This window comes from Oceanobacillus sp. FSL K6-0127, assembly GCF_037983385.1.
GTDB lineage: Bacteria > Bacillota > Bacilli > Bacillales > Amphibacillaceae > Oceanobacillus > Oceanobacillus profundus.
Genome location: NZ_CP150287.1, coordinates 1,422,320 through 1,446,252, shown reverse-complemented (window position 1 = coordinate 1,446,252; position 23,933 = coordinate 1,422,320). Strand labels below are relative to the sequence as shown.

Below are 23,933 nucleotides of genomic sequence, written 5' to 3'. Positions count from 1 at the left end.
ACTTTGTGAATAATCAGTCACCTAAAACTTCTAGAGTAAATTATTATTTGTTTATTTAACCAGAGCAAAGAGGAATATGAAGTTTAGAAAAAACTGGGACATTATGCATCATGATCGAAAGGGTTTAATGTCCTTCTATGAGCCTAATTTCTCAATTTTAATGTTGAGAAATTAGGCTTTTATATTTACTTAATGCAAAATAGCGTTTAAATGGTGTGCAATATATCTCCTAAAGTGACATTCTAATGTTCCTGGTCCACCTGGTAAAGCGACAAAGCCATCTGCAAGCTCTGTTTTCCCAATTCTTGAATATCGCTGCCCTGCCACTTGTTTATCATCATGTCCTAAAAAAGAGTTCTCGCATAAACAGTGAATGAATGTATTCCAATTGTTTCTTATCATTAATCTATCAATGGTTATAAGGCTTTCCCATAAGGAATTTGTAAATTTCACCCCTTCTTCTCATCGACTGCGTTTGCCCTCCTCATAATTTCCTGTACTATTGAAGCTTTTGCATCCGCATAGTCTTGGACGTGTTTCCATTTACGGTGAGCTAAGTTACACTTTACGCTTGCATACTTATCTCGATCGGAATGGTTAATTCTTAGCCAATTACGAAATCGCAACATTCGGTCGATTTCAGATGAGCCTTTACTAAATACGTGTAAATTAATATCTGTATCGGGACCTTTAAAAAGTCGGTGTTGAAACCAATCTGGTTCTCGAATACGTAAAGTGTAGCCAGCTTCCTCCAAGTCAGGAACATAAGCACTTTCGTCAGCAGAATCCTTCACAACCAATAGAATATCAATAATTGGCTTAGCACATAAACCTGGCACTGAAGTTGATCCAACGTGCTCCAACTGAAGTACCTTTTTACCAAGTATGGAATAAATTCTTTTAGCCTCTCGGTCAAATAACTTCGGCCATTTCGGATCATAGTCAAGGAGTGTAATTTGTGCATTGTGAGGTTTTAGCTCTCCAACCATTACTTCTTGAAGTTTTTCTTCATTTTTAGATTTTAAATTATCGTGCATCAAAGTCAATTAAATCTCCCTCCATTTCGATTCAACCGAAGCTCCCTTTTCAATTGCATTCTTTTCACCCGCAGCATACACATCGTTTACCGTCATATCCCATTTTGTTAGAACTCTAACTTTTTCTGCAACAGGGATAGGATTAACAATTTTAAATGTTTTATTAGTAGTAACTTCTCTATTCTTTTTCAAAATATAAGGAGTTTCCCAATTGTAATCGCAAGCATCACGGAATAATTTTTTTGTTAGAGCACATCCTTCTAAAGTTGGAAGGATGCTGTAACATGTATCTTGAAACTGTCCAGAAATGAAGAGCATAAAGTTTAGGATTGTTCTGTTCCCAAGCCAGAAGATACCCAAGTTGCTCCCAACAAGATAAACCATCCTCTTCTTTCGCTCCACACTCTATACAAAAGCCATCCTTCATGATTGTATCAATCAAGGGAATCCTCCTTTCTTTGGCTTTGTTCTGTTACCAATTTTTTTACGTTGCTTATTCGTATTTATTTAACCTATTAAAGAATACTCCTCCTTTAATTTAGCAACCATCATTCAACATACATTTATTCCACACTATTTTCCGATTACCCTTTTTTTCTAAAAAACAAAATCTACTAACTCATCGAATAATATTGATAAATGATCAACTAACTCAATTGACTTTCATTGCAGAGTGTTTCTAAATGATAACGGATTACTTCCTTCACCTTATCTGGAGAGTAGACGTCAGGTCTTAACAGAGCATGAATGGACAATCCATCAATTAATGCCGCTAGCCTACTCTTTTCTAATTTTACATTAGTTGAATCAGATAAAATCCCTTGTAGAACTAATATCTCGATCATTGAACTTGCTAATTCATACATACCGTTAGTCATTTCATCTTTTTTTTCTTTTAAAGTATCACTTGTAAGTGACTGAAGTGCAAGGATCCACCAAACACTCGTTTCGATTTTCTTTTCTTCATCAATTGGAATAAGCTCTAATAAAACTTCCGCAACCGCCTGCAATGGATTGTCTGACCAACTTTTACTTTGAGAACGTTTTTTCCCTTCTTCCAAATAATAATCCATGATAAATAATAACATTTCATCCTTAGTTGAAAAATAATGTCTTAACGCTCCAGCAGACATGCCTGCTTCAATAGCAACTCTTCTTATAGATGCTTTTTCGATTCCCTCTTTCTTAATAATACTCCAAGCGGCCTCAGCAATTGACTTCCTCTTTTTTTCATGATTAACAATCCTTGGCATAAAAAATCACTTCCTTTTCTTAACACAGTGTGTTATTATAATTTTAACACACTGTGTTATTTAAATTATAACATATAAAAAGGAGAGACTCTATATTTGATCGAAAGTATTGAAGCATTAATGCCTTCTTCATCAATAGACACATCGATAGCTTTGCTAATTATTTCTATTTGCGCATTAATTGATATATTAAGTCCTGGTGTACTTGCTGTAACAGCCTATTTATTATTGACACAGCCTAATCAATTATCTTCTCGCTTGCTTGTTTTTTTGTTTATTACGCAGTTTGGCTACTTCATAGTGGGCTTATTCCTATACTTTGGTGGAGATTCACTATTGAAAGGAATCGGAAAATTATCTGAATTTGACTTTATCAATTGGTTTTATCTCCTTTTTGGAGCAGTTATTGTTCTAATTAGCTTCTGTAAACCAAATGATAATACAAAAAAACGTTTAATTTCATTTATACCCCAAAAAACAACGATGAAAGGGATGATCATGTTAGGTATCATTGTTTTTCTAATTGAATTTGTAACTGCGTTGCCTTACTTTTATTCCATTTTGTTAATGAATCACCTAACAATTGAGCCTTCCTCTTCTATCTTTATTATAATTGGCTACAATCTTGTAATGGTGCTTCCTTCTCTTCTTTTGTTAGGGGTTAATATTATGTTTAAAGAGAGACTGCAACAATTTCTAAATAAAATTAGATCAAAATTAAATGAAGCTCCGATTTCCTCACTGTTGGTAGCGATAGGAGTAGTAGGTGCAGTTTTTTTCAATATCGGTCTTAGAGGAATATTAAATTAAAAAATTATTAATGAGGTGTTCATCATGAAAGAAATAATCAGTGGACTTGGTCTACTTTTTGTTATACAGGGAGTAGGCGGATTAATTAATCATTTGACTAATGGTGGAAAAAGCTGGTTTTTGGTAAATTATATTAATGCGTTTCAGGGATTTGAAATTGTTATGGACATTATTTTTATTGTAGTTGGTGGGGTCATAAGTTTAGCCTCTTGGAAAATAGGCGGATCAACTAAAAGAGAAAATTAAAATATAGAGCAAATAGGACGGTTTATACATAGCCGTCCAGTTTGGCGGATGCTCCGTTGAAATATATTTTTAAATGTTTATAGAGAGGAACATAAGAATTATTATGAATTCAAGACATATAGGGAGCTTGTCTCCCCAAAAGGAAGAACGATTATATTTTATTGATAATCTAAGAGGAGCTCTTACAGTGTTGGTTGTGTTTCATCATTTGGTGTATTTTTCCATCTATAACGAGGTATTAACACAAGGGTCTATTGGGGTTGTAATGGGCCTTCTATTTCTTGCTTTTAACCAGACTTTCTTTATGGGGACATTTTTTCTTATTTCTGGTTACTTTGTCCCTTTATCTTTTGAACGAAATGGGGCAACTCGGTTTATCAAGGATAGATCTATCCGATTCCTAATCCCATTTATCTTCTATATTTTCATTCTTAGCCAAGTTCAAGCAATTGAAGCCTATATACTTAACCAAAAGCCATTTACATGGCAAACCTATTTTTCACATTTAACTTACGGCCCGATGTGGTACGTCGAGCTACTTTTCGTATTCGTTTGTTTATACGCAGTCTGGGCGAAGTTTATGAGTAAAAATAAGCTATCAGTAGTTCGGCAGAGTACGCCACCCACCTACAGGATGTTTACAGTCTTTGTAATGATATTAGCAGCAGGATACTTCACCATAAGACTGTGGGTTCCTGCTCTTGATTTACCCGGTGGATCTCCCGAGGTTCAATCATTTGTTGGACTTTTTACAGCAAGCGGCTATGATCTCCCACAATATGTCGGGCTATTCATTTTGGGTATCATCGCTTACCAACGTAATTGGTTTCGAAATACTCCTGATTCTATGGGGAGGGCGGGTTTTGGAATTGCAATTGGAGCATCGATTCTTCTTCTACCCTTAGTCTTGATATTTGGGGTAGACGGATTACAGTTTTCTGGCGGCTGGAACTGGACATCTTTGGTTTATTCTCTGTGGGAAGCTCTATTTTGTGTTGGCGTCATTCTCGGATTAATCATATTCTTTCGCGAAAGAGTTTTTCATCAAGGAAAAGGTTGGAGCTTCTTGTCAGCCCATTCTTTCGTGATTTACATCATTCATATACCGATTATCGCTATTGTTATTGCTGGATTGAAGGTCATCCACTTTCCACCATCCTTCATGTTTCTAGCTATGATTCTGATCACGTTACCACTTTGCTTCTTGTTAAGTTATATAATTAAGCAGATTCCCTTTGTGTCAAAGATTCTTTAGGGATGGTGAGTATTAAAGAAGAAAAGAGGATACGACGATAATCATATCTGCCCTTATGCTTCTCAAAATAGAACTAATGAGCCTTTTCCACTTGGAATTTTTATCTGAGTGCTCAAAAGTATTAATTTTATAATAATAAGTGTTACGTGGAATACCGGAAATTTTGAGTAATGTCTTCACAGGATAATCGTGCCTTAGCTCATATATTACTTTTACTTTTTGTTTTGTCGTAATTTGTTTTCTTTTTGAACTAAGGCTTTCCACTTTTTTAAATAGAATTTTCCATTTAATAAAATGTATAAATTTTTACTCCCACCTGGCTTATGTTCAGTTGGGCTTTTTTGTATTTAATGAATATTTTTTAAAATATTGCTCTTATTTTTGGCATCTCATAAAAAATCTTGTTGAAGGTTATGAAAGGGGAAATCATCACCCACCTTTGCAGTTGCGAAGGGAGAGGAAATGCATGATAGAACCAGATCGTACCGAGTGGCAAGTTCGCTGTGCATTTAATGCTTTTTGTAAACGTGTACTGAAGAATGAAGCAATCAATATTTTCAACGAAAGACAACAACGACAAGCAAAGGAGATGACATTTTCTGATCTCACACCACAAGAAGAAAATCAACTCTATACCTTAGATCAGCAATATGAAGGAGAAGAAGGACAAAGTTTTCAAGTGGTTGGAAAGAAAATAACTCCGAAATTACTCGCTGAAGCGTTGCGTACTTTGCCAATAGAAAAGCGTAAGACAGTCCTACTATACTATTTTTTTGATAAATCAGATGTAGAAATAGCCGAACTACTAGAGATTCCTCGTAGTACGGTTCAGTATAGACGGACAAGCTCTTTTAAAAGGTTAAAGCGATTTTTGGAGGAACATGCAGATGACTGGGATGATTGATGCTAACACAAAAGACAACGAATGTGGCTTATTACCGTATCCAATTATTTTAGCTGCAAATAAGGGTGATCCAGAAGCGATGAATTACGTTATTTTGCATTATGGAAGCTATATGGCAAGTTTGTCTATGCGTAAACTTTATGATGAGCGTGGTAATACGTATTGGGGCATTGATGTAGACACACATGATCGTTTACGTTCGAAGCTTATGCAGGGCATTTTAGCTTTCAAGATTTGATTACATGGTTAAGTTTTCCCTTTCACATATATTGTTCTTTGACAAAGAAAGCACGGAAGATAACGCCGTGCAGTATAGACCGAAAATCAGATACGTTCTACTGATGATGAGCCACTTGATTCATACGCCATGACTTTCGATAGAAACGAGCGATTATCTATGAGTCTAATACAATCGTGGTGGATTGCTGGCGATAACCCATCAGTATGGATAATGATACTCCTCTACCGTCATGGTTCGAACGTTCAAAGCGTCGCAAGCTATGAGTAGAGCTGGAAGGAATACTTGCAGGGGTGAAATTCCCGTGGAGCTGTACCAACAGCCGTCTGATTTTTAATTAATTATAGGGGGGCGTGTTTTTTGAAACAGGATTTGATTCTTTATAGTATACAAATTGCTATGTTAAAACAACTGCTAACCCGTAATTTGATTACCAAGAAAGAATATTACATGGTTAAAAATAAATTAATGAAAGAATATGGCATTATTTCTGATATTACAGACTGAATTGTGTTTCTATTGGCGATACATTTTGTATAGGAGTTATCATATTTCCAATCATTCGATTTTTTGTTGTTAGAAGATTTAAGGATGTTCAATTTGATCTTCAATAATATAATCGGTCTAGATTCCAGAGTAATGAGGATTTTTTTAACAAAGGAATACATGAAAAAACACCTCCCGAACCGAACATTCGAGAGATGTTTCGCCCTTATTTGTTTACAATGCGATTGTACGTATTAACAGTTAATACGTAATAGACTGCATAGATAATAACAAAGAAGACTATAGCCATTAGAATAGGGAAAATAAGATTGATTCCAATGAGATTAGAAATAAAGTTGCTAGTAAAGTACAATGCCACACAACTGTGCAATATTCCTATGGTTAGTGGCAATCCAAATACAAATAATGACTGCCTTTTGATTGATTTACGTATATCCTTTTTATTGACACCGATTTTTCTAAGGATTTCATAGTGTCCTTTCGCCTCATTCGCTTCTGTTAACTGTTTGAAATAAATGATACTTCCAGTTGCTGCTAAAAATACTAGCCCCAAAAATCCGAAAATAAAGAGAGTAATTGCGTTTCCTTCTTTACCTTGCTTATACTCCGTATAAAATGATGAAGAAACTTGAAAATCGTTTCCAACCAGTTTATTTACTTTCTTTGATGTGGCTTGTGCCGTTACTTCATTTTCCACTTCATACACTTTATAAGTTAATGGAGCCTCTTTTTTGGCTATCTCAGCAAACATTTCGTTACTGACTACTAGAAAGAAATCGGGATAATCGAAAGGTAGCACATTACTTTCAACCATATGAACAAATGGCAGTTCGCTGCTTCCTTGAGGCAATTGAATCGTTATATTTTCTCCTTTAAAAACCGACTTCGTATATTCAGTAAACCTTGGCTGGATTACTGCTGCTTGATTTCCTGATAGTGAGACTGTTTCATCCTTATTTAAAGCATTCGCTACTTTATTAAATGTACTTTCTGAGATTAATTTCACAGGATTTATGTCATAATCCAGTTGAAATGAGAGTATTCCTTTTACCTGAATGACGGGTATGTCTAGTTGGGCTTTTATTGGATGTCGATGATCTGCTTTTATTATGCTCTCCACCTGCGAATCAAATTCTGGACCTTTTGACAAATGCGAATAGCTGAATGGAACAACTTCCTTAGCTCTTTTTTCGTTGCTGTAATACCCACTGTAAGTTGCACCTAAGAAACAGATCGTAGCAGCACTCAACAATGCAATGACTGTAAAGGTACGTGCATTCCCTCTAATACGAAACAGTAAACGAGATGTTTCAATTATTCTAGTTCCTCTGTAATAACGCGACTTATTTTTTTGTGATAATCTTAATAAATAGACCGTTACAGATCGAAAAAATAAATGGGTGCCAATGACGAGAGCAACAAAAGCAATACCATAATTTTTTATTAAATATTCCGTAGTAAATTCGTCAGGAAATGGTTTTAATATCAGCCAGTAACTAACGACAAGAAATATAACTCCGATAACAGCCGTAATAAGTGAAACCTTTGGAATTTGTTCTCCTTTTTTCTCATCATAGAATAATTCGATTAATGTAAAACGATAAATCAAACGGTAACCTTGAACGGAAGTGAATAAAATAATGACCATAAAGACTATGACTGTTTGGGTAATCGCTAGAATGGAAATACCGAAGTCCACCTCGGCAATTGAACCCATAAGTTTTATTAAAATCATTGCAAATAATTTGGAAAGTAAGGTTCCAAGAATAATTCCAATAACTATTGCAATGATTCCCATAATCAAATTTTCATAAAACAACATTTTTGCAATGGTTTTCTTGCGTAAACCAAGTATGGCGTACAATCCGACTTCTTTCTTCCTTTTTCTTGTGAAGAATGAATTGGAGTACAAAATAAAGATTGCTACGAATAAAATTAAGATAATTGATGATACCCCAAACATGAAACTCATTGTATCCGACAATTCAATGCTTTCCTGAATTTTTTCGCTATATTGCAAGGAAGTGAACGTATAATAAATAACCATGCTGAAGACGAGTGTAACAAAATAGACAAAATAATTATTGAAATTACCTTTAATATTTTTCCTTGCTAAACTAAATAACGTCATTTGCTCCACCCCCCAGTGCGGATAGAACATCCAATACCTTGTTGAAAAATTCTTTGCGGGATCTTTTCCCTTTTACAAGTTCTGTGAAGATTTTACCGTCTTTAATAAATAGGACGCGATTACAATAACTTGCCGCATAAGCATCATGGGTAACCATTAAAATTGTTGCCTTGTCTTGTTCATTAAGATCCTTTAAACTTTCTAATAAGTCTGTTGCTGATTTCGAATCCAACGCACCTGTTGGTTCATCTGCCAATATTAGGTTTGGCTTTGAAATAATCGCGCGTGATGCTGCCGTGCGTTGCTTTTGTCCCCCAGAAATTTGGTACGGGTACTTATTTAAAATGTCGCGAATGCCAAACTTATCTGCCACTTCATCTGCTCTTCGTTCCAATTCCTCAACGTTCAATTTTGCCAAGGCTAACGGCAAGATAATATTTTCTTTCACAGTTAGAGTATCTAATAAATTATAGTCTTGGAAAAGGAAACCAAGTTTGTCACGGCGAAAGGCAGATAATTGCTCTTCATTCATCTTTGTCAAATTGATTCCGTCAACCACGATGTCACCAGCAGTCGGCTCGTCAATTGTTGCCAATATATTTAGTAAAGTTGATTTACCAGCACCCGAGGGACCCATAATACCGACGAATTCACCTTCCATGACGGTTAAGTCTATATCCTCCAAAGCTGAAAATACATTTCCCTTTGCACCATAGACTTTTTTTATTTGTTTTGCTTCGACAATAGTTTTCATATTTAAATCCTCCATTCAGAATAGTTTTGTTTTATGTTTTTATTTTACAATAGCTGCTCTTTATATAAACTTACAGCTTGATCTCGTAACCTTACATTTTCGTCACATTGATAAAAAATATATTAAACACGATGTTTTCTTTGTATGTTGGTCGATATTCAATTAATATGATGTTACAGAAGGATGATTGTTTGGAGGGAAGAGGAATGAAAATCATGATTGTGGAAGATGATTTGACCATTCGTGATATGGTAGGGGAAGCATTAGAAAAGTGGGGTTTTGAAACCGTTAAGATCGAAGACTTTGACCAAATCATGCAGGTATTTCTTAATCATGATCCTCACCTAGTCATCATGGATATCAATTTGCCATCGTTTGACGGATTTTACTGGTGTAATAAAATCAGAGAAATTTCAAAGGTCCCTATGATCTTTCTCTCTTCCCGTGATACACCAATGGATATAGTGATGTCGATGAACATGGGAGGAGATGATTATATTCAAAAACCTTTCCATATGGATGTATTGATTGCAAAAATAAATGCACTCCTTCGCAGAACGTATTCCTATATGGAAACACAGTCTCAGACAATGGAACATGATGGAATTATATTAAATCTTGAAAACGGAGAGGTCTTACATGGAGATCGAAAATCGGAACTCACGAAAACAGAATTTCTTATTTTAAAAATTCTTATGAAAAATAAAGGAATCATCGTCAGTCGTACGAAAATGATGCGTAGCCTTTGGAAGAATGAAAATTTCGTGGACGAAAATACATTGACGGTTAATATTGCTCGCCTGCGTAAAAAACTTGTTGAACTTGGAAAAGAACACTTTATTACAACTAAGAAAGGACAAGGTTATATAATTCAATGAATTTCTTTCATTACTTAAAAGATAAACGGAATTTCTTTATATTAAACATGATCATTATGTTCTTTGTTTCTTTGATGATGATTGTGAGCACAGATTCCAGAAACGCTGTAAGTAATATCGTATATACCAATATGGTTATCTTTTTTATTGTAGCTATATACGTAATCATCGAATACTATTACAATAGAGAATTTTATCGGGAATTAAATGATGTGGTTGAAAGTAATCATGAAGAATTTCTCGCAACTCTGCCTAAACCGCGAAACGATGAACAACTGTTATATCTTGAGTTATTAAAAAAAGTAAATAGTGTGCATGGCGATCAATTACAAAAGTTGTATAACGAAAAAATGGATCATCAAGACTTTATTACATCTTGGATTCATGAAGTCAAGGTTCCGATTGCGGCAGGTCGCTTGCTTATGGAAAACAGTAATGGAAGAACTGTTGAAAACCTTGTGGACAAGTTTGAAGATGAGTTGGATAGAATCGAAAATTACGTGGAGCAGGCTCTTTATTATTCTCGCATTGATTCTTTTTCCAAAGATTATTTTATTTCCGAGGTAGTGTTGGATCAAGTCGCTAAAAATAGTGTAAAGAAATTTGCCAAATCTTTTATTAACAAGCAAATTCGTTTTCATATGGACAATATTGAACAGGTTGTCCATACCGACAGTAAATGGCTTGGTTTTATTATGGATCAAGTTTTTTCAAATTCTTTAAAATATACAGGTGAAGGCGGGGAAATCTCCGTACAATTTGAGGAAGATCGAAAAGAAAAGCGGCTACAGATTCAAGATACAGGCATTGGAATTAAGCCAGAGGATATCAGCCGCGTATTTGAAAAAGGATTTACAGGATCTATTGGGAGAAGTCATGCCAAATCTACCGGTTTAGGTCTCTACCTTGCAAAAGAAATGGCTCTTAAATTAGGACATGACCTTTCCATTCATTCAGAAGATGGGAAATATACGAAGGTCATCATCCACTTTCCAAAAATCAGAAATTATTATCATCTATAAGTATAATGGTGGGGTTAAAGAAATTGGTTAATCGGAAAATAAGTATCAAATTAAAGGTGTTCGAGTAGAATAATGTTTATCGTAAGGCTTAATAAATATTAAATAATATAGTCAATAGTAAGTGCATTAATTGATAAAAAATGAGTAATTGAAAATAGCTATAACCAGGTTTTTATTATATTTTGATCGAATTTTTCAAAAATTGTTCTATTAATACCACGATAAATCAAAGTTATATGTCCTCTTTTTATCTCCAGTTCCAAGTATGGGAAATATTATCCATGGTTTCACCATGCATATGCAATGACTTTTGAAATCAACTGAGGCTCAAACACTTTATTTAAGATTTTTATTTGGTTATATTTTTATGTTCTTACTATTTTATTTAGCTGGACCTTTCAAGTTTCATTACGGTTAACAGATAAGAAATGATTTTAAAAAACTTTATTTTTGTATTATTCATTATTATGTTCGATCAGTTTTTATGTGAATTGTAATAAAATAGAGTTTGACATTTAAAGTATTTCTTGTTTTGGTCCTTAATATTAAATATTAAAAATGATTCTACCTAACTGTTAATATTCAGTTGGGTTATTGTTTTTTAAAAACTTTTTCTCTGATTTTTGGCATTTTACAAAAAAACTTGTTGAAGGTAATGAAAGGGGAAATCATCAAGACGTTTTTTGGAGGAGCATGCAGATGAATGGGATGATTAATACTAATACGGAAAGCAATGAGCGTGGCTTTTTGCCGTATCCAATCATTTTAGCTGCAAATAAGGGTGAGCTAGAAGCAATGAAAGTAGTTGTTCTACATTATAGAAGCTATATGACAAGTTTATCCATGCGTAAGCTCCGTGATGAACAAGGAAACACTTATTGGGGCATCGATGAAGATACACGCGAACGCTTACGAGCGAAGCTTATGCAATCTGTTTTAGCTTTCAAAATTTGAATACAGAATGGTTAGGTTTTCCCTTTCATTCATCATATATTTGTTCTTTGACAAAGAAAGCACGGAAGACTACGCCGTGCAGTATAAGCAAAAAATCAGATACGTTCTACTGATGATGAGCCAATTGATTCATACGCCATGACTTTCGTTAGAAACGAGCGATAATCTATGAATCTAATGTAATCGTGGTGGATTGCTGGCGATAACCCATCAGTTAGGATAATGATACTCCCCTATCGTCATGGTTCGAGCGTTTGAACCGTCGCAAGCTATGAGTAGGGCTGGAAGAAATACTTGCAGGGGTGAAATTCCCGTGGAGCTGCACCAGCAGCCGTCTGATTTTTGATATTCAATTTAGCAAGATAGGTTAAAGTAACTATCAAGTTATGACATTAAATCCTTTTTATTTTAGTGCAAGAGCCAAATTCACGCAACGTATTAGAATTAGTTTTATAGAAGCGATATAATAATAGACAGATATCAAATAGCATATCCTAGTCTATGGAAAGGAGTTCATATGGTCACAGTCACTAAAAAAGACTTGATAGCACTAGGTTATGGTCCCTCTTTTTCAGCTGATATCATTAGAGAATGTAAAAAACTAATGATTTCAAAAGGACATGCGTATTATCAATCTAAAAAGTTAGATCGTGTTCCTAAAGAAGCTGTTGAGGAAGTATTAGGGATAACTTTAGATGTGTGATTTGTACTTCTTGCACTAATTGCGTAAGGAGTGAAATCATGACTAAAGATATCGTCAAAAAGGCAAAGAACGGAACATATTATTTTCGTGCTAATTTAGGGTATCACCCGATCACTGGCAAGCAAATTCAGAAATACCGTAGTGGTTTTAAAACTAAAAAAGAAGCAAGGGAAGAATATTCGAGGTTACTGCTTACAAAATCAGATGAATTAGAAGAAAAGCAAGATGACATTCTGTTCCAACAGTTTATTGAAGATATTTTTTTACCTTGGTATAAAACACAAGTAAAAGAAAGAACGTACGAAAATCGATTACCGACCGTAAGAAAACATTTCACTTTTTTTAATAGTTTAATCACTACCGAAATTACCCCGATTCATGTGCAAAAATGGCAATTAGCATTATCTAAAAAGAAGTATCGTTCTTCTTATATTAGAAATGTTCAAGGGTTATTTTCCATGGCGATGGATCGAGCGGTTGTTTTAGGTTTAGCTGAAAGTAATCCATCTAAAATTGTTGGAAATGTAAAAAAGACAAAGACAAAAATAGATTTTTGGACCAAAGAAGAATTTGAAAAAGTCATCTCTCTTTTTTATAAGGAAGACTACTATCAACACTTTTTATTTATCTCATTGTGGTTTTTATTTATGACTGGGATGCGGATTGGAGAAGCCACTGCAATTCAATGGGAAGATATTGACTTTGATTCTGGCGTGTTATCTATTGATAAAACACTTTACTATAAGAATTTAGATAATTACTCTTTTGTAGAACCAAAAACAAAGGCTAGTGTGCGCCAAATTGCATTAGACGGGGATACTTTAACTTTACTCCGTGAATGGCAGAACGTGCAGCAAGCTGTCATTCAAACCAATTATGTGATGAGCTATAATGGTGTTCCTACACAAAAACATACGTTGGCGAATGCCATTACACGTTTTTCAAAAAAAGCTGGGGTTCATCGAATTAGATTACATGCTTTAAGACACTCTCATGCTTCATTGCTTATTAGCATGGGTGAAAACCCATTAATCATTAAAGACCGTCTAGGGCATGAAGATATTGAAACGACACTCGGCACTTACGGACATTTGTATCCTAACAGTAACTTTGAGGTAGCCCATAAATTAGAAGGTATTATGTCTTACCAAACAGCAACACAAAATGAAGATACTTCACCTAAAAATCAGTTCACTGCTCGTTACCTACGTAAAGGATTAGAAACAAATAATGCAATAACAATGCAATGAAAATAGAGTAAAGAGCCGAAACCCTTATAAACAAAGGGGTTTCAGCTCTCCTTCTACTACTCCCACTCAATCGTAGCGGGCGGCTTGCTCGTTACATCATACACAACACGGTTAATATGCTGCACATCATTCACAATACGAGTTGAAATTTTTTCTAAAACATCCCATGGGATACGTGCCCAGTCAGATGTCATTCCATCAATGGATGTAACGGCACGAATACCGATTGTATGATCATATGTCCGGGCATCGCCCATCACTCCAACACTCTTAATATTCGGTAGTACGGTGAAATACTGCCAAATATCGCGGTCTAATCCTGCGTTTGCTATTTCTTCACGTAAAATCGCATCGGACTCACGCACGATTTCCAGCTTTTCTTCCGTTACTTCACCTAATACACGGATTGCTAAGCCTGGACCTGGGAATGGTTGACGCCATACGATATGATCAGGAATACCAAGCTGTGTACCTAATTCACGTACTTCATCTTTGAATAATGTGTTTAGTGGTTCAATTAATTCAAATTGCATGTCCTCAGGCAGTCCGCCAACATTATGGTGTGACTTAATGGTTTGTGCTGTTTCGGTACCACTTTCAATCACGTCCGTATATAGAGTACCTTGTGCAAGGAAGTCCATATCCTTTAATTTTGCCGCTTCATCGTCGAATACATAGATGAATTCATTTCCGATGATTTTACGTTTTTTCTCTGGATCATCGACACCAGCTAATTTAGATAGGAAGCGATCTTTTGCATCTACTTTTATAATGTTCATATGGAAATCGTCAGCAAAGACTTTCATCACATCGTCTGCCTCATTTTTCCTTAGTAGACCGTGATCAACGAAAATACAAGTCAGTTGATCTCCAATTGCTTTATGAATTAACGCTGCAACTACAGATGAATCAACCCCACCACTTAATGCACATAGCACATTGCGGTCGCCAACCTTTTTCTGGATTGCCTCCACTTCCATGTCAATAAAGTTTTCGATTGTCCAATCACCCTTACATTTGCACACATCAAATACAAATTGATTTAACAAATCGTTTCCATACTCTGAATGACGAACCTCTGGATGGAACTGTACGCCGTATAATTTGTTTTCGGGATCACTCATTGCTGCAATTGGCGTTGATGGGCTTGTTGCATCAATTTGGAATGTAGGAGGAACCTCTGTTACCTTGTCTCCATGACTCATCCACACCGTTTGCTTTGTTGGTGTATCTTTGAAAAGAATTGGATCATGGTTAAGATCGATAAGTGCTTTTCCATACTCACGGTTTTTGGATTTCTCCACTTTTCCTTTATAATGCAGTGCCATAAGCTGCATGCCATAGCAAATTCCTAATACTGGAATGTCTAAGTCGAATATTGCTTCATCACAACGGAAGCTGTTTTCATCATAAACACTGTGTGGTCCACCAGATAAAATGATTCCCTTTGGGTTAATTGCTTTAATTTCTTCTGCTGTCAGCTTATGTGAATGTAGTTCACTATACACCCCGAACTCTCTGATTCGACGTGTAATCAGCTGATTGTATTGACTTCCAAAGTCAAGTACAAGTATCATTTCGTTGTTTTCCATTGATTCCGCTCCTATCTGCTGTAAGGTGTCTCCATTGAATAAGGTAACCATTAGGTTTTAAGTAAGTGGTTTAATAAAACCATGCTGAGTCGCGATAAACCCAGACATGCACACTGCAACACTTACATTTTTCCTGCTGAAAAAACCTGCATTTCTACTTTCCGCAAGCTATATAAATACTCATATAGCTACAAAAAGACAGAAATCCAGGTTCATGATATAAACTACATCATCTAGATTCTGCCTTCATAGTCAGAGCATTTACGGTGCCCCGGTAGAAACTTTTGACCCATATTGTCAAGGATATACGAACGCATTATATTTTAATTTTTAGAGGTTGTCCAAAATAGTCCGGTAAAAATGACACTTCGAATTTCTTCGTTGGCTTGCTTTTCCGTTCCTCACGTATCAACTGCATACGTTCCGGTACGGGAAGCTGCGCCGCCTCGAACTTCTTGGTCCTTTTTATCCTCCTATTGAACACACGCTTATAGAGGTTGTCCTTCTAAGCCCTCACTTTTGCATGTATTTATTCTACTAATCAACCCACACCAGGTCAACCCATTATGCGTTTAATTAAATTTTTCCATAATTGAGTTAGTTCATTTAGTTGTGATTCATTTAGCTCATTTTTATATAACAGCCGCTCATAGTAGCTAGTTAGCTGCCCCATCTCATCTGTAGAATAATGGATATCAATACGGTTTGCGAATTCACGCAATGTCTGATCAGGGTCTTTTGTATATCCATAATGCCGCAACAATTTAATTAAATGATGATAGGCTTCTTGGAAAGATTTAGCATCCTGCCCGTTTTTCATTTTCACCGCTAGTGCCTTTGTTTGCCAACGGAATCTTGTTTTATAGATACCGATTCCGATAATAACGATTAAAGCCACCAAAATTGCTGCGTACCACCACTTAAATGTAAAATTCGTTCCATCGGTTTGATCAGATTCTTGCTCAGCAGCTTCATCCGTTGGTACATCTGACTCCGGCTGTTCCGGGAGATCATTCCTCTCTGGAGCTTCTAATGCATCATCCTCTGTTTGCGGTAAGTCTGTATTACTAGCATTATCAATATCCACATGAAAATCAGATAAATTAGAGAACCCTTGTGTCGGCTCAAATGGCACCCAGCCCGTTTCCGGGAAGTACACTTCTACCCACGAATGGGCATTTCCATTCGTCACTTCATACAGTTCTGTTGCATTCTCTCCTCCAATTAGTTGGCCGCTAGTAAATCCCTTCACCCATCTTGCTGGAATATCGATAGCACGAAGCAGAACAACCATCGAAGTTGAGAAGTTATCACAATAGCCTATCCTGGAATCAAATAAAAATTGGTCCACATAATCTTGATCTCCCCTTGGAACAGGGACATCTGTTGTACGGTATTCAAAATCATTGCTTGCGAAATACCGTTCGACCGCTTTTACCTTTTCATACCTTGTTTCATGTGGATTGGTTATTTCCTCGGCTAAATCAACTACCCGTTCAGGTAATGTATCCGGCAATTGCGTATAGTGTTCTAACAGTTCATCTCTGTACGGCTCACTGCTTTCACGCAGCTCATTCAACTCAAAGGACGGATGGTCATACGTTAATTGATACGTTGTTAAATTAGTAACCTCTCCACTTCTTCTAGCCTCTATTGCATCTGATTGTTGGTCGAGAAAGACTGCCTCTTCCCCCTCTAACCCCTCTACTTGACTGATCCCATAAGGATAAACGAGCTTATTAATCGATTCATTTTCTTGAAATTCAACCAAAGCATCCCGTCTCTCTGTCTCAACATTCGAAGAAAATGTCTCTAAATCGATGGAACCATTTGGCTGTAATTCATACTCTGAGTCAGAAGAAGACACCCAACCTTTCCCTGTATATTCATCTTTTGTTTCAATTCGCCAATAATGTCTTTCTGGAGTACTGGCATAAAACACTGGTGTATCATCTTGAATAAATGATCCACCTAGTCTAGAGTCATCCTCTCCATAGCCCACTTTCTGCACCGGTCCGCTACCATTACTGCCAACGTTTTCAGCAGCGCTTTGAATAAATGGAACAGGATCCGGCCAAATTGGTTCTGCCTTCGGTGCGGCAAAACCAATCAGGCTGGAGATAAACACAACAACAACTAGCGGCATGAGCCATACTGGTGATTTCTTTACCCATGCAAAATGAATAGACTCTTGACTCAATTCTTTCATTAGGTTAGCTATACCAAGTGCAATAAATGAAACTATAAAAGTTCTTACAATTGACATAGCACCATCGTATACGGTAAATGTATCAAGAATCGTGATATAGATGAATGTCAGCAAGACAAACAGAAAAATCCGTTTCATCTGCACGAACCAATAATGCAATAAATAACTCATTAGCCAAATTAATAATAAGAATAGAAAGCTGCGGAACAACGGTGTTAAATAATACCATTGCTGTGAGAACAATGCCTGTATGTTGAAGACAAATTCGACTTGTACTTGCTCTATCCACATAGCACTAACAATTGGTACGTTAAAATAGAGACCATTTAGAATGAAAAGCAAGCCGAATCCTTTTAATAAAAAACCAATCCACCATTTCAGTTGCAATGCTGAAATAATAAAGCAAAACATCGTATAAATAATAAAAATAAAAATATTATTTGTATCCGATATATCTTTTAATGGATAGAGCCATTCAAGGAACAAAAAGAATCCACAAAAGTAAAGAATCGTGGCATATAAGATTGCTGCTTTATTTTGCTGTTTGTTCATCTTATATTCACCTCAATCGGATTATGAACCAATTGTTGTTCTGTCATGATTTGCACACCAATACCTGCATAGCGAAGCTGCAGAACAGCATGATTTTCCGCTTCTGAAATCAAATCAGTTGCTTGAATGAATATTACAGCAATACGCTTCGTTCGCTGCTTCACTTGTAGCATCGATTGTTTAAAAAAGTCATCGATCCTTGTTGTAATTACAATTGCCATTTGTCCCGCCTTAATTTGCTTCATTTCTTCCTTTACACTTATCGAAAACGACCGCTCTCCATTTGGCTGAATTCGTGCCAAAAAATGATTGATACGCGCTTGAGCCCCTGCATTTTGTTCAGATTGGAAATAGACCGCTTCTGCCCCAATCGAAAGCAATCCTGCTTGATTCCCCTGTTTCCGAAAAACATTCATTAAAGAAAGGCTAAGCTCTACAGAAGCTTCAAAAGCTAATGCATTCATACCTTCATAATGACAACTATCTAAAATCAGTAGAATATCCGTACTTTTTTCTTGTTCAAATTCCTTTGTCATCACATTATTTCGTCTAGCAGTTTGTTTCCAATCAATTCGAGAAAAACGATCACCTGGCACATATTCACGAACACCAATTGCGACGTTGGTATTCATTAATTGATGTGAGCTAGAAGAAACAGAGCCCTGTTCAAAATTTTGATATTGCTCTTGCATCGTGATAGGACGAATGGTCGGGTAAGCAATCAGTTCATTTGATACATGGAATAAATGCTCTCGTTTTACAAAACCAAATATATCACTAAGCTTCACACGAATTCCTTTTAGCTGATGCTCCCCTCGTGGAACTTGTTCAATTGTATAGGGTAAAGCTAAGCTTCGCTTAAATCCGGGGAAAACTACCTTTTTAATTTTTCGTTCTACAAATCGTTTCTCAGGGTGATCCATATGGCGATATTTTTCCGTACTACTGTCAGCTTTCATTAAGCTCACGGGAAAAACTTCCTCAACAATACAATAATAAATCGGAAATGGGATATTCCGCTTTATCCTTAGCATGACATCTATCTTGTCACCAGCTTGGATAATAGGTCGCGTTACCTCTCTCGTTACATTCCACTTCTTCATCGGATAAAATAAGAACACAAGAAGATAGAAGAAAATTGGAAGAAAACTAAAAAAGAGAAACCAGCTGACAAATCCCCCTTGAAACATTGCATAGGAGAATAATACGACAAAAAGTGTAGCAATTATTGCAGCATTGCCAAATACCCTGAACCGGCCTCTCATTAATGAAATTCCTTTCGAATCGGGATATGCGTGGTTTTTACAATAGCTGCAATCGTCTCCTCATTAGTAACCCCTTCATACCTCGCCTCTGAATTTAAAATAATCCGATGCGATAAAACAAATGGTGCAAGGTATTTTACATCATCAGGCAATACATAGTCTCTTCCATATATGTAAGCATAGGCCTTCGCTGCTTTCATTAAGGCAATTGACCCTCTTGGGCTTACTCCGAGATAGATAGCATCATTTTCTCTTGTACGTGTTACAAGATTAATAATGTACTGCTGTACATTGCGATCGATATAGACGTCCTTTACCTCTTCTTGAATTTCTACTAACTGATCTCTATCAATTACTGCCTCTATTGATTCAATTGGGTGATTACTAGAGGTTCGGTCTAGCATTTCAAGTTCTTCACTAAAGGTAGGGTAGCCCATTTTCAATTTCAGAATAAATCGGTCTAGCTGTGCTTCTGGTAATGGATAAGTGCCTTCATATTCAATTGGATTTTGAGTTGCCATAACAAAGAAAGGTTGCTTAAGAGGTTTCGTTATTCCATCAATGGTCACGTTTTGTTCTTCCATTGCTTCGAGAAGTGATGATTGTGTCTTTGGTGAAGTACGATTAATTTCATCTGCGAGAATAATATTCCCAAAGATTGGTCCATCGCGAAATTCAAATGCTAGTTCTTTCGGATTATAAATCGAAACGCCAGTTACATCTGATGGTAATAAATCCGGAGTAAACTGAATTCTTTTGAAATCACAGTCTAGTGACTTGGCAAGTGTACGTACAAGCATTGTTTTCCCAACACCAGGAACGTCCTCCAATAACACATGACCCTGTGCTAATAAAGCAACTAAACTTAGTGTTGCAACATCCTCTTTACCAATCATTACTTTATTTATATTATTGATTACACGTTCAATTCTATCATTATATATACTTGTCCCATGTATCAAGCTGTATTCCCTCCTTTAATAAAACTATTTAAATAATTCGTCTACTTCAACTATATCAAGAAAAGAAGTTGAAGTAAAAGTAGAAGTTAATCATCTTTATAAACCTCATCTATATAACTAACATTACCAGAAAATGATAATTATATACTAGACTTATGCAAAACATATCAAGCACCACTTCGCTTTAGAATTAAGTGGTGCTTTTGTAGGTGAATGGACTATTTTACACGATTAAATTTTTACCTCTACTTCCGATTACTCAGACTCTCTTCAAAATATGGATTTCCCTTCATCCCCACCCATAAGTCAGATTTCTCAAGTTGAACTGCTAGCTGTAATAGGCGGTGTTCTTCGCCTTTTGGTGCCATAACTTGTACCCCTAATGGCAGCCCCTCGCTTGAAAGGTATACAGGCACAGACATCGCTGGCTGACCAGTTAAATTAGCTAGCTGGGTAAACGGGGTATAGGTGAGGCTAGGTAAAAACATCTCATAGATAAGATCTTGTTGTTTTTCTTTGTTTGCTCCCCTTACTTGTAATCGCAGGTTTTCCTGGCTTGCTTTTGAATGGGTTAGCTCGCCAACCTCTGGTGCAGTGCTCGCTGTAGCTGGCGTAATATAAAAATCGTATATTTGATGGAACGATGCCATCTGAGCAGCGGCTACATCCCATGATGCAAGACTTGCAGAAAAATCTGCCGCTGAAAGGGACTTCCCTGCTTCACGAAGCACCCATGTTTCAATCTCTACATCATCAACAGTAATTGCGCGACCAATTGCTTTTTCCAGTTCTTGAACAGTAAGGCTCATTTCGCCACTGTTCATCATAAAGTAATCCCTCATTAACTGGATACCATCAACACCGTTATCCTTTTCTTCTACATCATGTCCCTGTGCTTCCAGCCAATTTACCGTGTTTTCCACTGCAAGCTTTGCATCCGCACTTACTGGGGTGCCCACAGGAGATTTCGTCGTATAAGCAATCCGCAGCGGTCTACTCAAATCTTCCAGCATCTTTTGATGATAGCTTCCTGGGAATAATGGTGTCTGAAATGCCGCCTCTGGCTGCACAACTTGAAGTAAATCCAACATGCTTGCACTATCTCGGACACTTCTGCTTAAAACAAAATCAATCGATGCACCATGCCATTGCCTGCCAACTCCTGGACCAACTGGCGTCCTTCCTCGTGTAGGCTTTAGACCAAATAGACCAGAAAACGAAGCTGGAATCCGTATGGAGCCACCACCATCACTCGCACCCGCAAGTGGTACAACGCCTGAGGCGATTGCTGCTGCAGCCCCACCACTAGAACCGCCTGGCGAATAACTGGTATTCCATGGATTTCTTGTGGAACCGTAAATTTCAGGCTCTGTAATGTTTTTCAGGCCAAACTCCGGTGCATTTGTATGACCCATGAAATGAAAACCAGCATCGCGAAGCTTTTTCACAAAATAGGAATCATGTTTCGAGCGATTCCCTTTGAGCAGTTTATTACCTGCTGTCATCAGCTCTCCTTCTAGACTTTGAGAGATATTTTTCAGCAAAATAGGGACACCGTTAAACGGAGCATCTTCTATCGATATGCGCTCTGCTTCTTCTAAGGCCTTTTCCATTCTTGAGTGTGCGACAATATTCAAGATAGGATGAACCTCGTTTAATCGTTCGAAGGCAACCGTCATCAATTCTTTTGCGGTAACCTCTTTCATTTGAATCAACTGCGCCATTTCCATGGCATCTAATTTTAAGTATGTTTCCAAATCCATATGTACACTCCTCACAGAAGCATTTTATCCTAGTCTACCATACCTGTTGATTGGTTCCAGTACTATGATTCGGAAGCATTTTTTTGTTTATTCGATTCCTTTGCTTGATTCTTCTCTTGCCATGGTTCAAATGAAAAAGGAATACCTAGCATCTCACTCGTTAATTTGTCATAAGATACTAGGTCTTTTAACGTCATTTCCTTTAACGAACGTTTCCCCATTGCTCTTAGACCTACCTTCATCTCTTCTATGCTTGCCGTTAAAAATTTTGTTGCTGATTGTGCGCCATCTTCTCTATTAAATTTATTTTTAAATTTGCCTTCATTCCATACAACCTGTGTAGGTGGTTCAAACGGTATAGCGTCAAGCGTTTGGCTATGTGCTACTGCAAAAAGCATCGCTGATCCTAGATAAACGGCATCTGCCCCAAGTGCGATCGTTTTTAAAAATTCAGATGGTGTAAATAGACCACCAGATACGATGAGGCTGACCTCCTTTCTTTTGTTACGTTTTTTCAAGTGATTGTTCGCACGTACAACTGCATGCAGGGTCGGTATTCCAAAATCATCTGATAATACTGGAGGCGCTCCGTGGGTTGCAGCTTGCCCGCCATCTACTGCAATATAATCAACTCCCATTTCTATTAATTGATCGATGTCCTGCTCTATTTTTCCGCCAGCACCTAGCTTGGCTCCAATTGGAACTCCACCCGTTAAGTTTCTTAATTCCTCAACTAATTCTTTTAAATCCTTTAACGTTTGATTATCAAAAAAATGCTCATAAATTACTGCCACTTCATCTTCCTTTAACCCCATTACGCTCCGTGCGCGCCCTGTTAAATTTTCCGGCGAAATTCTCCCGCCTACTCCGACAAGCGCTCCTTGGCCGAACTTGATTTCAATCATATTAGCACGCTTTAATAGGCTCTCATCCTTTGACCACTCCGTTTTGGAGAACTGTAAAATATACTTATCAGCTGCATCTAGTTCCTCTGGTAAAACCCCTCCTTCACCAGAATTAATCGCCGTACCTGTCTGCTTTGCTGCATCCGCTAATGCAAGTCGAACTTCTTCACTTAAAGCAATACCATAAGCCATACCGCTAATAAGTAACGGGATTTCAATTTCGAGTGGCTTTTTAGCGTTTGGACCGATGGTAACTTTTATATCAACATCTTCATCACCATCTATGGGAAATGAAGCCACCTGTGCTGGTATAAATGTTAACGTATCCATATGTGGCCAGCTTTTAGACGACCCTAATGGCCGGTGTAAGACATCCCCTGTTTCTGCACGTAAATTGTTTTCAAGAACATTTTGTAATCCCATATGTTTAATACCTGGAATCAATTCGATTAAATTCTCCTGATAGCTATCTGTAAAGAGAATCTTCCCCATTTTCTTCGTCATCCGCTTTAGCAGACCTCTCCAACCTAGCAAGAATATTAATAAGATACTAAGCAGTAAAATAAGTAATATAAGATTAACTACTGAAATGATCATCATTTTCAATCACTACCTTCTTTCGTCCTTCTTCCAAGGAGGATCGGCATATTTGTGCAACTTCTGATTAATCTTATAAATGAGATATGGTATTAAAAAAGACAATACGGTACAGAGAAGGATTAACTTTTCAGGTAATCTTCCCA

Annotated in this window: 24 protein-coding genes and 1 riboswitch; of the genes, 11 read left to right on the top strand and 13 right to left on the bottom strand. The window is 36.9% G+C overall.

The window, feature by feature from the left end:
• Positions 1–189: 189 nt before the first annotated feature.
• From MHH64_RS07205 to MHH64_RS07185, 5 genes are all read right to left on the bottom strand, one after another.
• On the bottom strand, positions 190–453 hold the full coding sequence (locus tag MHH64_RS07205) for a hypothetical protein (protein WP_340002945.1): 264 nt from the start codon (positions 451–453) through the stop codon (positions 190–192).
• Positions 450–1,037: a GrpB family protein gene (locus tag MHH64_RS07200; RefSeq protein ID WP_340003264.1), complete on the bottom strand. Its 588-nt coding sequence runs from the start codon at positions 1,035–1,037 to the stop codon at positions 450–452. The genes MHH64_RS07205 and MHH64_RS07200 overlap by 4 nt, the downstream gene beginning before the upstream one ends.
• 9 nt (positions 1,038–1,046) lie before the next feature.
• The gene (locus MHH64_RS07195) at positions 1,047–1,229 is read right to left on the bottom strand and encodes a hypothetical protein (protein WP_230199317.1); all 183 of its coding nucleotides are present in this window, start codon (positions 1,227–1,229) and stop codon (positions 1,047–1,049) included.
• A gap of 34 nt (positions 1,230–1,263) precedes the next feature.
• On the bottom strand, positions 1,264–1,479 hold the full coding sequence (locus tag MHH64_RS07190) for a DUF5946 family protein (RefSeq protein WP_340002944.1): 216 nt from the start codon (positions 1,477–1,479) through the stop codon (positions 1,264–1,266).
• A gap of 205 nt (positions 1,480–1,684) precedes the next feature.
• Positions 1,685–2,290 (bottom strand): TetR/AcrR family transcriptional regulator, encoded by a 606-nt coding sequence (locus tag MHH64_RS07185; protein ID WP_017795854.1) that lies wholly within the window; start codon positions 2,288–2,290, stop codon positions 1,685–1,687.
• A 96-nt stretch (positions 2,291–2,386) separates the two neighbouring features.
• On the opposite strand from MHH64_RS07185, the gene MHH64_RS07180 reads away from it, so the two are divergent.
• From MHH64_RS07180 to MHH64_RS07155, 6 genes are all read left to right on the top strand, one after another.
• The gene (locus MHH64_RS07180) at positions 2,387–3,100 is read left to right on the top strand and encodes a GAP family protein (RefSeq protein WP_017795853.1); all 714 of its coding nucleotides are present in this window, start codon (positions 2,387–2,389) and stop codon (positions 3,098–3,100) included.
• A 24-nt stretch (positions 3,101–3,124) separates the two neighbouring features.
• Entirely contained in the window at positions 3,125–3,346 is a 222-nt protein-coding gene (locus tag MHH64_RS07175; RefSeq protein ID WP_017795852.1) for a hypothetical protein, read from the top strand.
• A 73-nt stretch (positions 3,347–3,419) separates the two neighbouring features.
• Complete coding sequence (locus MHH64_RS07170) at positions 3,420–4,601, top strand: acyltransferase family protein (RefSeq protein ID WP_340002943.1); 1,182 nt, start codon at positions 3,420–3,422, stop codon at positions 4,599–4,601.
• Positions 4,602–5,067: 466 nt separating this feature from the next.
• The gene (locus tag MHH64_RS07165) at positions 5,068–5,505 is read left to right on the top strand and encodes a sigma factor-like helix-turn-helix DNA-binding protein (protein WP_149472855.1); all 438 of its coding nucleotides are present in this window, start codon (positions 5,068–5,070) and stop codon (positions 5,503–5,505) included.
• Complete coding sequence (locus MHH64_RS07160; protein WP_017795849.1) at positions 5,489–5,743, top strand: helix-turn-helix domain-containing protein; 255 nt, start codon at positions 5,489–5,491, stop codon at positions 5,741–5,743. The genes MHH64_RS07165 and MHH64_RS07160 overlap by 17 nt, the downstream gene beginning before the upstream one ends.
• A 360-nt stretch (positions 5,744–6,103) precedes the next feature.
• On the top strand, positions 6,104–6,250 hold the full coding sequence (locus tag MHH64_RS07155) for a hypothetical protein (protein ID WP_017795848.1): 147 nt from the start codon (positions 6,104–6,106) through the stop codon (positions 6,248–6,250).
• Positions 6,251–6,455: 205 nt separating this feature from the next.
• Here the strand turns inward: MHH64_RS07155 and MHH64_RS07150 are convergent, their stop codons facing one another.
• A complete protein-coding gene (locus tag MHH64_RS07150) occupies positions 6,456–8,381 on the bottom strand; it encodes an FtsX-like permease family protein (protein ID WP_251225015.1) in 1,926 nt (641 codons plus the stop codon).
• Positions 8,368–9,135 carry an ABC transporter ATP-binding protein gene (locus MHH64_RS07145; RefSeq protein WP_017795846.1) on the bottom strand — a complete coding sequence of 256 codons (768 nt, stop codon included), beginning with the start codon at positions 9,133–9,135 and terminating at the stop codon, positions 8,368–8,370. Before MHH64_RS07145 ends, MHH64_RS07150 begins: the two co-directional genes overlap by 14 nt.
• 206 nt (positions 9,136–9,341) lie before the next feature.
• Between MHH64_RS07145 and MHH64_RS07140 the strand changes: the two genes are divergently transcribed.
• The 5 genes from MHH64_RS07140 (at position 9,342) to MHH64_RS07120 (ending at position 13,942) form a co-directional block, all read left to right on the top strand.
• Positions 9,342–10,013, top strand: coding sequence for a response regulator transcription factor (locus tag MHH64_RS07140; protein WP_017795845.1), 672 nt, complete (start codon positions 9,342–9,344; stop codon positions 10,011–10,013).
• Entirely contained in the window at positions 10,010–11,035 is a 1,026-nt protein-coding gene (locus MHH64_RS07135) for a sensor histidine kinase (RefSeq protein ID WP_017795844.1), read from the top strand. The genes MHH64_RS07140 and MHH64_RS07135 overlap by 4 nt, the downstream gene beginning before the upstream one ends.
• Before the next feature lie 699 nt (positions 11,036–11,734).
• Positions 11,735–11,989 (top strand): helix-turn-helix domain-containing protein, encoded by a 255-nt coding sequence (locus MHH64_RS07130; RefSeq protein WP_017795843.1) that lies wholly within the window; start codon positions 11,735–11,737, stop codon positions 11,987–11,989.
• Positions 11,990–12,506: 517 nt separating this feature from the next.
• Positions 12,507–12,692, top strand: a complete 186-nt coding sequence (locus MHH64_RS07125) for a DUF3173 domain-containing protein (protein ID WP_017795842.1) — start codon at positions 12,507–12,509, stop codon at positions 12,690–12,692.
• 38 nt (positions 12,693–12,730) lie between these two features.
• Positions 12,731–13,942 (top strand): tyrosine-type recombinase/integrase, encoded by a 1,212-nt coding sequence (locus tag MHH64_RS07120; RefSeq protein WP_251517126.1) that lies wholly within the window; start codon positions 12,731–12,733, stop codon positions 13,940–13,942.
• 56 nt (positions 13,943–13,998) lie between these two features.
• On the opposite strand, the gene guaA is transcribed toward MHH64_RS07120, so the two are convergent.
• From guaA to MHH64_RS07090, 6 genes are all read right to left on the bottom strand, one after another.
• Positions 13,999–15,534, bottom strand: coding sequence for a glutamine-hydrolyzing GMP synthase (gene guaA, locus MHH64_RS07115; protein ID WP_118889936.1), 1,536 nt, complete (start codon positions 15,532–15,534; stop codon positions 13,999–14,001).
• Between the two features lie 229 nt (positions 15,535–15,763).
• Positions 15,764–15,865: riboswitch (purine riboswitch) on the bottom strand.
• Between the two features lie 225 nt (positions 15,866–16,090).
• Entirely contained in the window at positions 16,091–18,295 is a 2,205-nt protein-coding gene (locus MHH64_RS07110) for a transglutaminaseTgpA domain-containing protein (protein WP_095312428.1), read from the bottom strand.
• A complete protein-coding gene (locus MHH64_RS07105; protein WP_095312425.1) occupies positions 18,292–19,560 on the bottom strand; it encodes a DUF58 domain-containing protein in 1,269 nt (422 codons plus the stop codon). The genes MHH64_RS07110 and MHH64_RS07105 overlap by 4 nt, the downstream gene beginning before the upstream one ends.
• Entirely contained in the window at positions 19,560–20,522 is a 963-nt protein-coding gene (locus tag MHH64_RS07100; RefSeq protein WP_095312422.1) for a MoxR family ATPase, read from the bottom strand. Before MHH64_RS07100 ends, MHH64_RS07105 begins: the two co-directional genes overlap by 1 nt.
• Before the next feature lie 245 nt (positions 20,523–20,767).
• The gene (locus tag MHH64_RS07095; RefSeq protein WP_340002942.1) at positions 20,768–22,285 is read right to left on the bottom strand and encodes an amidase; all 1,518 of its coding nucleotides are present in this window, start codon (positions 22,283–22,285) and stop codon (positions 20,768–20,770) included.
• A 62-nt stretch (positions 22,286–22,347) separates the two neighbouring features.
• A complete protein-coding gene (locus tag MHH64_RS07090) occupies positions 22,348–23,790 on the bottom strand; it encodes an FMN-binding glutamate synthase family protein (RefSeq protein ID WP_340003263.1) in 1,443 nt (480 codons plus the stop codon).
• Between the last annotated feature and the right edge of the window lie 143 nt (positions 23,791–23,933).

Bases quoted from the DNA above. Each gene is read 5' to 3' on its own strand.
- MHH64_RS07200 (WP_340003264.1), bottom strand. From the start codon at position 1,037: ATGCACGATAATTTAAAATCTAAAAATGAAGAAAAACTTCAAGAAGTA.
- MHH64_RS07185 (WP_017795854.1), bottom strand. From the start codon at position 2,290: ATGCCAAGGATTGTTAATCATGAAAAAAAGAGGAAGTCAATTGCTGAG.
- MHH64_RS07175 (WP_017795852.1), top strand. From the start codon at position 3,125: ATGAAAGAAATAATCAGTGGACTTGGTCTACTTTTTGTTATACAGGGA.
- MHH64_RS07170 (WP_340002943.1), top strand. From the start codon at position 3,420: ATGTTTATAGAGAGGAACATAAGAATTATTATGAATTCAAGACATATA.
- MHH64_RS07165 (WP_149472855.1), top strand. From the start codon at position 5,068: ATGATAGAACCAGATCGTACCGAGTGGCAAGTTCGCTGTGCATTTAAT.
- MHH64_RS07160 (WP_017795849.1), top strand. From the start codon at position 5,489: ATGACTGGGATGATTGATGCTAACACAAAAGACAACGAATGTGGCTTA.
- MHH64_RS07150 (WP_251225015.1), bottom strand. From the start codon at position 8,381: ATGACGTTATTTAGTTTAGCAAGGAAAAATATTAAAGGTAATTTCAAT.
- MHH64_RS07145 (WP_017795846.1), bottom strand. From the start codon at position 9,135: ATGAAAACTATTGTCGAAGCAAAACAAATAAAAAAAGTCTATGGTGCA.
- MHH64_RS07140 (WP_017795845.1), top strand. From the start codon at position 9,342: ATGAAAATCATGATTGTGGAAGATGATTTGACCATTCGTGATATGGTA.
- MHH64_RS07135 (WP_017795844.1), top strand. From the start codon at position 10,010: ATGAATTTCTTTCATTACTTAAAAGATAAACGGAATTTCTTTATATTA.
- MHH64_RS07130 (WP_017795843.1), top strand. From the start codon at position 11,735: ATGAATGGGATGATTAATACTAATACGGAAAGCAATGAGCGTGGCTTT.
- MHH64_RS07125 (WP_017795842.1), top strand. From the start codon at position 12,507: ATGGTCACAGTCACTAAAAAAGACTTGATAGCACTAGGTTATGGTCCC.
- MHH64_RS07120 (WP_251517126.1), top strand. From the start codon at position 12,731: ATGACTAAAGATATCGTCAAAAAGGCAAAGAACGGAACATATTATTTT.
- guaA (WP_118889936.1), bottom strand. From the start codon at position 15,534: ATGGAAAACAACGAAATGATACTTGTACTTGACTTTGGAAGTCAATAC.
- MHH64_RS07110 (WP_095312428.1), bottom strand. From the start codon at position 18,295: ATGAACAAACAGCAAAATAAAGCAGCAATCTTATATGCCACGATTCTT.
- MHH64_RS07105 (WP_095312425.1), bottom strand. From the start codon at position 19,560: ATGAGAGGCCGGTTCAGGGTATTTGGCAATGCTGCAATAATTGCTACA.
- MHH64_RS07095 (WP_340002942.1), bottom strand. From the start codon at position 22,285: ATGGATTTGGAAACATACTTAAAATTAGATGCCATGGAAATGGCGCAG.
- MHH64_RS07090 (WP_340003263.1), bottom strand. From the start codon at position 23,790: ATGATGATCATTTCAGTAGTTAATCTTATATTACTTATTTTACTGCTT.